Origin of the sequence: Paracoccus sp. PAR01, assembly GCF_014851995.1 — a bacterium.
Taxonomy (GTDB): domain Bacteria; phylum Pseudomonadota; class Alphaproteobacteria; order Rhodobacterales; family Rhodobacteraceae; genus Paracoccus; species Paracoccus litorisediminis.
This window is the reverse complement of record NZ_JACVAW010000046.1, coordinates 1-9535: the sequence shown is the minus strand read 5'-3', so window position 1 is coordinate 9535 and position 9535 is coordinate 1. Positions and strand designations below refer to the sequence as shown.

Sequence of the window (9535 nt, the reverse complement as noted above, 5' to 3'; positions counted from 1 at the left end):
GCCGGGGGGCGGCGCAGATGCCTGACACGTCCCGGCCCGGGATCGACCCGGCCGATGGCGCGGGCGATGGCGGCGATCAGATCGGGATGGATCTGACGAAAGGTCAGGTCCTCGACCAGACGATCGCGCAGACCGGGAACCAGCCTGTCCGTCTCGGCCAGATAGGCGCGCGCCTCATCGAGGCGCCCCATTTCGGACAGCGCCGCGCAACTGGCCAGGTGGAAATGGCCAATGCCGGGGGCGTTGATCGCCAATGCCTCGCGCAATGCCTCGGCGGGCCGGTCATGCGAAAAATGGAAAAAGAACAACCCCATCCGATATTGACCACTTTGCAACGGATTGCGCAGATAGGCTTCCTCCAACAGCGGCACGGCGATTTCCCAAACCATCCGCTTGGCATGGCGAAAGCCCAGTTCGGCCATCAACTCGGGGTCATTGGGGTTGAGCGCGCGGGCCATCTGCAGGGTCGCCAGCGCGGACTCGGGCTGGCCAAGAAACCATTCCGCCACCGCCCTTGCATGATAGGCCTTGCTGGAATTCGGTGCGAGCCTGATCGCCTCTCGCGCCAGCGACAAAGCGCGATCCAGCGGCGCCGGACCGGCCTGATACCCAAAGCGGGCCGCATTGCTGTAAAGCAACGACAGGCAGGCACGACCTGCGGCAAAGCCTGAATCGGCGGCAATCGTCGCCTCGAGGTCAAGGCGCAATGGCTCAAAGCGCGCCGGATCGAGGGTGCGCCAGTAATCATGGAAATCCAGCAACTTCTGGTAACCTGCGAAATGCCGTGGCGCGGCACCACCGGATTCGCGCGCCTGACTGTCAAGGATACCGTCGCGCAGCGCCACCACGCGAACGACATGGCCGGCGATCTCGGAACACAGGCTGACGATCTGCTGAGGGTCACGTTCAACCCCCAAGGGGTGATCCAACGTCTGCGCCCAGACATAGCGGCCATCCATTTGCCGACTCATCAGCAGATCGGCATGCAGGCGGTCCCTGGACAGGGTCAGCGTGCCCGACAGGCGATAATCGATCGGCAGATCATGCTCCGCCCCACCGACTTCTGCCGTGGCAGGTCCATAGACAAAGAGATCGGTAAAACGGGTCAGTGCCGAAATCACCTGCCGCGTCAGCGTGCGCCCGATGGTCGGACAGCTCGCAAGATCGCCTTCCTGCTCGAAGAGTTCGACCAGAATGCGGGGACCGTAATCCTGTAGCGGCTCAATGGCGGGCGGTGCTTTCTGCTCGATCAAAGGCGATGCTTCCGCCGGCGACTGAGGCCGCGAGAATTCGGGCACATAGGTACCCTTGGGGATGGTGATCCGCGCCCCTAGCAGGTCGCCTGCCAGCAGGTAGAAACGCTCGATGGCGCGGCGCAGGCGGGCGGCCTCGATGCGGACGATGGAATCCTGCAGGGGATCGAAATCATCCGGGCGGTCAAAGACACTGGTCGCGATGCTATAGGCCTTGATCCGCCCCCCGCGGCCAAGCAGGGTTTCCTCGACGACGTGGCGCAGAAAGCGGCGGTTCCTTGCCGAAGCCTGAAAATCCGAGGACGCAAGGATGCGTTCAAGCTCCGCGCGGATTTCTGGCTCAGGGATCGAACTCGACAACCCGTCTGACATTCCAGTTTTCCTGTTATGGACAAAGACTGAAGCAAAGGCGAAGGAAGCGGCTTGTTACGGTAACGTACTCGTGACGCTTCGGATAATCTGGAAACTTTGGAAACTTGCCAGAGATTGATCGATCGTAGCGCCATTCTGCCACAGTGGAGGGTTTCGTGCCATGCACTTGATCGAGCATGTCATCCAACGATTTCCCGACCGGGCCAAAATCATCCGCCGGCTTTACCTGCGTGATGAGCGTTTCCGGGCAATCTGTGAGGATATGGAACTGGCGGTCGCCTCGCTCAAACGTTTCGAAGCCCGTCCCGATGCGGTCTTACGTCCCGAAGTCGATGAATATCGCCATGTGCTGGTCGAGCTTGAGGAAGAGCTGCGCGACTACCTGTCCCATCATGGCCGCAACCATGACGACGGTTGAGACAGGCCAAACCATCCGGTGCAGTAGTTAACAGTAAGCTACATAGGCCGGATCGCGCCAACCTCATCCCCCACCCTATGATTCTTGTGACAGCAGGATCCCGGGCGTTGCCTGAAAGGGGTCCGGCATTGCCGTAGGGGGATGCAATGGACAAGCAAGCTGCGGAGCCACAAGAACGCCGCATCGACCATTTCTTTTCATTTCCGGGAGCGCGCGCCGACAGGTGGCGCGAACTTCACGCCGCCGCGCGCGAATGGGAACAGGGCCGCGGCGATGCCACCCAGATGCGCGCCTTGTTGGAAGGGATCGACGCCTATGAGGGCTTCTTCGCCTATCCGGGCGGGCAATTGCTGGCCAGCCTGCGCCAGCGCATCGATGCCGGGCAGGCTGGGGCGGCGGCGACGCTGGCGCAGCGTCTGTCGGAATCGATCCTGACGCGCTCCTACAAATCCGATGCAGAGGATTGGGATTCGGGCGAGATTCTTTCCGACCCCCCTCCCGGCCTGAACACCCCGACCCTGTCGCGCGACCAGCATCACCGCCCCTATTTCGAGATGCTGGTGGTCGCCCCCGGTGCGGTCAGCCGGGGCCGCAACATCATCGAGCAGATGCGCCGCCTGCGCCGCTCCGAGGATGCCTTCACCTATGAAGCCGTGCCCGTCAGCAGCTTCGAGGACGCGATCATCGCGATAATTCTGAACCCCGCCATCGCGGCGGTGACGATTTACGAAGGCTTTGCCCATGACAGCACCGCACCCGTGCCGGTGCTGCGCGATTTCCTTGCCTCGGCCAAGCTGGACGCCGCGCATATCGCGGGCGATGACTTGCCGCTGTCGCTGGCCGATGCGCTCAAACGCATCCGCCCGGAACTGGACATCTATCTGCTGTCGGACCGGCATGTCGAACGGCTGGCGGGCGATCTGCGCGCCTCCAGCGTCCGCCGGGTGCTTTATTCGGTCGAGGAGCTGCTGGAGCTGCATCTGTGCGTTCTGGAAGGGATCGACGACCGCTTCCGCACGCCGTTCTTCGACAATCTCAAGAAATACGCGATGCGGCCGATCAGCACCTTTCACGCGTTGCCCATCGCGCGGGGCAAGTCGGTGTTCAAGTCCGACTGGATCCGCGACATGGGCGAATTCTATGGGCTGAACATCTTTCTGGCGGAATCCAGCGCCACGACCGGCGGCCTCGACAGCCTGTTGGAGCCGACGGGCAATATCAAGCTGGCGCAGGAAATGGCGGCGCGGGCCTTTGGCGCGGATCACGTGTTCTTTGTCACCAACGGCACCAGCACCTCGAACAAGATGGTGCATCAGGCGCTGGTCGCGCCGGGCGATATCGTGCTGCTGGACCGCAATTGCCACAAGTCGCATCACTATGGGCTGGTGCTGGCGGGGGGCCAGCCGCTGTATATCGACGCCTTCCCGATGACGGAATATTCGATGTATGGCGCGGTTCCGCTGTCCGCGATCAAGCAGGCGCTGCTGGAACTCAAGGCCGAGGGGCGGCTGGACCGCGCCAAGATGGTCGACCTGACCAATTGCACCTTTGACGGCCATATCTACAACACCCGCCGGGTGATGGAGGAATGTCTGGCGATCAAGCCCGACCTGATCTTCCTGTGGGACGAGGCATGGTTCGGCTTTGCCCGCTGGTCGCCCTTCCTGCGCCCGCGCACCGCCATGGGCGCCGCCGATGCCATTTCCGCATGGATGCGCGACCCGGCATCGGTCGAAGCCTATGAGGCCCAGCAAAAGGAACTGGGCAAGAAGCCCAGCATCGAGAAACTGCTGGAAACCCGGCTGATCCCCGATCCGCGCCAGATTCGGCTGCGGGTCTATCAGACCAACTCGACGCACAAGTCGATGTCGGCGCTGCGTCAGGGCTCGATGCTGCTGGTGCGCGATGTGGATTTCGCATCCGTCGAAGCGCAGTTCCATGAGGCGGTCTTTACCCATGCCTCGACCAGCCCGAACCAGCAGCTGATCGCCAGCCTTGATGTCGCCCGCCGCCAGATGGAACTGGAGGGCTACGGTCTGGTCGCCAATGCCATCGAGATCGCGCTGGATATCCGCAAAGAGGTCAACGCCCATCCCATCATCTCGAAATACTTCCGGGTGCTGGGCGTCCCCGAGATGATCCCCGCCAAATATCGCAGTGCCGGTTTCGTCGACTTCCTGACCCCCGGCGCGGATTGGGAGGATCAGGTGCGGTCCATGCATGAGGACGAGTTCTGTCTGGACCCGACCCGGATGACGCTGGTCTGCGGCACGGCGGGTTTTGACGGCACCCAGTTCAAGAAACTGATGGCCGATGATTACGACATCCAGTTCAACAAGACCTCGCGCAACTCGGTCCTGCTGCAATCGAACATCAACAACACCCGCAGCGACGTGGCCAACCTGATCCGGGTGCTGCTGGAGATCAGCCGCAAGATCGAGACGGATCTGGCAAAGGGCGGCGAAAACGCTGCCGCAACCTTTGCCGCCCGCGTGAAATCGCTGATGACCGATGTACCGGACCTGCCGAATTTCAGCCATTTCCACGAGGCCTATCGGTGGGACGCCGGCAAGACCACGCCCGAGGGCGACATGCGCTCGGCCTTCTACAGCGCCTATTACGCCGAGGGCTGCGAATATCTGCCGCTGGACAGTCCCGATGTCGACAAGCGACTGAAATCCGGCCCCGAGATGATCTCGGCCAATTTCGTCATCCCCTACCCACCGGGCTTTCCGATCATGGTGCCCGGTCAGGTCATCAGCAAGGAAACGATCGACTTCATGCGCAAGCTTGATGTCAAGGAAATCCACGGATTTGAGCGCGCCAAGGGGCTGAAGCTGATCCGGCCCGACCATGCCAAGGATCACATCCGCAAATAGCGCCCGACAGGAGGCAGAACCATGTTCAGTTACGTCTTCGATACGCTTCGCGCCAATCCGCAGCTGGCGATCTTTCTGACGCTGGCCATCGGCTACTGGGTCGGCGCCAAGCGCTTTGGCAGCTTCAGCCTTGGCGCGGTCACCGGCACACTGCTGGCCGGGGTGATCATCGGCCAGATCGGCATCGATATCTCGGGTCAGGTGAAATCGATCTTCTTCATCATGTTCCTGTTTGCCGTGGGCTTCGGGGTCGGGCCGCAATTCGTCCGCGGCATCGCCACCGACGGGCTGCCGCAGGCGCTGTTCGCGGTGGTCATCTCGGTCCTGTGCCTGATCGTCGTCTGGATCGCGGCCAAGGTCTCGGGCTATGGGCCGGGGCTGTCGGCGGGGTTGCTGGCCGGGGCGCAGACGATCTCTGCCTCGATTGGCCTCGCGACGGATGCGATCAACAATTCCGGCATGCCGCCCGATCAGGCCAAGGCGCAGACCGACCTGATCCCGGTCGCCTATGCCATCACCTACCTGTTCGGGACCATCGGCACCGGCTGGATTCTGGCCTTTCTTGGGCCGAAGCTGCTGGGCGTCGACCTGCGCGAAGCCTGCGCCCGTTATGAGCGCGAGGTGCTGAAGGGCGGATCAAAAGATGCGGGCCATCTGAGCGCTTGGCATGCCCGCGAGCTGCGCGCCTATCGCGTCCGCGAGGGCGGTATCGCGGTCGGCAAATCCGCCATCGCCGCCGAGGCCCTGGCCAAGGGTGAACGCCTTTTCATCGAACGCCTGCGTCGTGGTGGCGAGCTGGTCAGCCCCACCCCCGACACCGTCCTGCAGGCGGGCGACATCGTCGCCATCTCGGGGCGGCGCGAAGCGCTGGTGGAACTGTTCGAGGATGCGGATGAGGTCGAGGATCGCGGGCTGCTGGACATCCCGGTCGAGGCCCTTGACGTGGTCCTGACCAACAAGGCGCTGGACGGGCGCGAGTTGATCGAACTGGCCAAGGAACCCTATACGCGCGGCGTCTATCTGAACTCGATCCGGCGCGGCTCGATGGCGGTGAACATCCCGGTGCTGCCGGGAACCAAGCTGAACCGCGGCGATATCCTGCGGGTCGCCGGTTCGACCGCCCATGTCGAGGCCTTCGTCAAATCGACCGGTTTCGCCGACCGCCCGCAGACCGTCACCAACATGGTGCTGGTCGGGCTGTCGATCTTTTTCGGCGGGCTCTTCGGGGCGCTGGTGCTGCCCGTCGGTGGCATCCCGATCACGCTGTCAACCTCGGGTGGGGCGCTGATCGCCGGGATCATTGTCGGCTGGCTGCGCACCATCAAGCCGCAGATCGGCAATATTCCGCAGCCGACGCTGTGGTTCATGAACTCGGTTGGCTTGAACGTGTTCATCGCCATTGTCGGCATCACCTCGGGTCCGACCTTCATCGCCGGACTGAAAGAGGCCGGGTTCGGCCTGTTCTTCTGGGGTCTGTTTGCCACTGCCGTTCCCATGCTGATCGCGCCCTATATCGGCAAATACATCTTCAAATTCGATGACGCGATCAATCTGGGCTGCTGCGGCGGTGCGCGGACCTCGACCGCCTCGGTGGCGATGGTGGGCGAGGTCGCGCAAAGCGACGTGCCGATGCTGGGCTACACGGTGCCCTATGCCGTCAGCAACACGCTGCTGACCCTGTGGGGTCTGGTCATCGTGCTGCTGGTCATGTGAGCGGGGGCGGCCCTGCGGGGCCGTCCGGTGAGTGGCAGGAGGCGGGGAAATGGAACTGATCCGATCGTTCTTTGACGCGTCCCCGATCGCCGTGCTGTTCGTCTGCGTCGCGATCGGCTTTGCCATCGGTCGCATCAGGGTGGCGGGGATACCGCTGGGCGGCATCCCCGGCACTCTGTTTGCCGCCATCGTCGTCGGACAGGTGGGGGTTGAGGTCGATGAGAACATCAAGACCATGGCATTCGCGCTGTTCATCTATTCGCTGGGCTATGTCAGCGGCCCCAGCTTCTTTCAAAGCCTTGGGCGCAGCACGCTGAACCTTGTCAACCTGTCGCTGGTCTCAAGCCTGCTGATCTTCGTGACGATCTGGGGGCTGGCGCAGTTCTTCGGCCTCGACAAGGGCACGGCCGCCGGACTGCTGGCGGGCGGGATCACGGAATCGGCGGCGGTCGGCACCGCCAGCGAGGCCTTGGGCAGCATGGACCTGCCCGCCGATCAGATCAGCGCGATGCAGGCCAATATCGGCGTGGCCTATGCCATCACCTATCTGTTCGGCTTCACGCTTGTGGTGTTCTTCGTCAGCCTGATCGCGCCAAAGCTGATGGGGATCTCGCTTCAGGTCGAGGCCGCGAAGTACACGGCGGATCTGGGGATCGGCGGGGATGATGATCTGGAACCGGGGCAGGAAACCGCCCTGCGCGGCATTGTCGCGCGGGCCTTTCAGATCACCCGCCCCGAGGCGCTGATCGATGTCGGCGCGTTCGAAGACAGGTTCAACGGCTTTGTCACGGTCCAGCGTATCGTCCGCCGGGGCCGGACGCTGGAACCGGAAAAAAGCCGCAAACTGGCCATGGGCGATCGGGTCGCCCTGCTGGGCCGGTTGGACGAGGTACTCAAAGCCGAGACCTTCCTAGGTCTTGAGACCACCGATACCCGCGGGTTGGATCTGGTCGGTGAAACGAGGACGGTCGTCCTGACGAACAAGGATTTCATCGGCGAAACCATCATGGCGGTGCGGGCGAAGATCGACCCACAGCAGCGCCGGGGCGTCCACGTCGTCAAGATCTCGCGTTCGGGGCAGAACCTTGTCCCACGGCCCAGAATGCGGCTGGAGGCCGGGGATCTGGTCAGCCTGTATGGCATGCCCGAGGCGCTGGACGGCGCGGTTCCGGTGATCGGCTATGCCGTCGATCAGGGTCTCGCGGTGGATTACGTCTATCTGGGTCTGGGCATCATCGTCGGCATTCTGATCGGCATGATCACCGTACCCATCGCCGGCTCTCCGGTCGCGCTGCATACCGGCGGCGGTTGCCTGCTGTCAGGGTTGCTGTTCGGCTGGCTGCGCTCGCGCCATCCCAAATTCGGAGGGCTGCCGCCCGCCACCGCGCTTCATCTGCGGGATTTCGGGCTGGCCATCTTCATCGCCTGTGTCGGGCTGGGGACCGGACCGCAGGCGCTGACCCTGCTGAAACAACAGGGCATCCTGCTGCCCGTCCTTGCCATTGTCGCGGTGATCGTGCCGATCGTCCTGTCGCTGTTTTACGCACGCTACGTGCTGAAGATGAACCCGGCCATCATTTGCGGCGCGCTGGCCGGGTGCTTTACCTGCACCGCCGGGCTGAACGCCGCCGTACAGGCCGCCGAGAACGAGACACCCGTCCTTGGCTATACGGTGCCCTATGCGATCTCGAACGTCACGCTTACGCTGCTTGGCCCCATTCTGGTCCTCACCGTCTGACAAGGAACGCGCGCCATGACCCAGCTTCTTGGCAAGATCCGGTCTACGCCGCTGCTGTGGCTCTTGGTCTTTGTGCCCGTGGTCCTGTTCACCGAACATGCCCGCCCCGAGGCGCATGTGGCTCTGTTCCTGCTGTCGGTTCTGGCCATCGTGCCGCTGGCCGCCATGCTGAGCCTTGCCACCGAATCCGTCGCCGAAAAAACCGGCGATGCGGCGGGCGGGCTGATCAACGCCACCTTGGGCAACCTGACCGAACTGGTGATCGCCCTGACCGCGCTGGCGGCTGGGCAATATGCGCTGGTCAAGGCCTCGATCGCCGGGGCCATTGTCACCAACGCCTTGTTCATGCTGGGCGCGTCCTTTCTGCTGGGGGGCTTGCGTCACCATGTGCAGGATTTCAACCGCGTCGGCGCTAGGTTTCAGGCCAGCATGCTGTTCATCGCCACCGTGGCGCTGCTGGTGCCCTCGGCGGTGGCGACGGCGGATCATGTCGCCGATCCCGTGGCGCTCCAGCACCTTAGCCTGATGTTGGCCGTTCTGCTGATCGGCGGCTATGTGCTGGGGCTGTTCTTCTCGCTGGGGACGCATAAGGAGGCCTTTGCCAGCTCCGAACATGAAGCGCATGGCGATGCCATGCCGATCGGCATTGCGCTGGTGACGCTGGCCGTGATCACCGTTCTGGTCGCGATGGTCAGCCATATCTTTGTGGCCTCGGTCGAGGTGGCGGGTGCCGCGCTGGGGCTTTCACCGGCCTTTGTCGGTTTCATCGTCGTGTCGCTGGTGGGCGGGGCCGCCGAATTCGCCTCGGCCTTCTCGGCGGCGCGCAAGAATCGGCTGGATCTCAGCGTCAGCATCGCGCTTGGCAGCGCCGCGCAGATCGCGCTGTTTGTCGGGCCGCTGCTGGTGCTGCTAAGCTATGTCATCGGGCCCATGCCGATGGGGCTGGATTTCTGGCCGGGTGCCATCGTGATGATGCTGATCGCGGCGCTTTCGGCGGCGATGCTGACCAATGGCGGACATTCGACCTGGTTTCTTGGGGTGCTGGTGCTGATGGTCTATGCGATCTTCGGCCTGACGCTTTACGTCCTGCCGCCCGCGCAATGACAACCGACACGACCCGCGTCCTTGACCCGGTTTCGCGCGCGACCGAGATCCTGTTCGG

Annotated in this window: 6 protein-coding genes; 5 read left to right on the top strand and 1 reads right to left on the bottom strand. The window is 63.1% G+C overall.

What is annotated here, in order from left to right; all coding sequences use genetic code 11:
• The coding region (locus IB235_RS24130) for a hypothetical protein (protein ID WP_192338893.1) at window positions 1–1625 on the bottom strand (1625 nt) is incomplete at its 3' end.
• 160 nt (window positions 1626–1785) lie between these two features.
• Here IB235_RS24130 and IB235_RS24125 point away from each other — a divergent pair.
• The 5 genes from IB235_RS24125 (at window position 1786) to cax (ending at window position 9477) form a co-directional block, all read left to right on the top strand.
• The gene (locus IB235_RS24125; RefSeq protein WP_192338892.1) at window positions 1786–2043 is read left to right on the top strand and encodes a hypothetical protein; all 258 of its coding nucleotides are present in this window, start codon (window positions 1786–1788) and stop codon (window positions 2041–2043) included.
• Window positions 2044–2189: 146 nt separating this feature from the next.
• Window positions 2190–4922 (top strand): decarboxylase, encoded by a 2733-nt coding sequence (locus IB235_RS24120; RefSeq protein WP_192338891.1) that lies wholly within the window; start codon window positions 2190–2192, stop codon window positions 4920–4922.
• Window positions 4923–4943: 21 nt separating this feature from the next.
• A complete protein-coding gene (aspT, locus tag IB235_RS24115; RefSeq protein ID WP_155041606.1) occupies window positions 4944–6635 on the top strand; it encodes an aspartate-alanine antiporter in 1692 nt (563 codons plus the stop codon).
• A gap of 49 nt (window positions 6636–6684) precedes the next feature.
• Window positions 6685–8373, top strand: coding sequence for an aspartate-alanine antiporter (aspT, locus tag IB235_RS24110; RefSeq protein WP_192338890.1), 1689 nt, complete (start codon window positions 6685–6687; stop codon window positions 8371–8373).
• 15 nt (window positions 8374–8388) lie between these two features.
• Window positions 8389–9477: a calcium/proton exchanger gene (gene cax / locus IB235_RS24105; protein ID WP_192338889.1), complete on the top strand. Its 1089-nt coding sequence runs from the start codon at window positions 8389–8391 to the stop codon at window positions 9475–9477.
• Window positions 9478–9535: the final 58 nt, after the last annotated feature.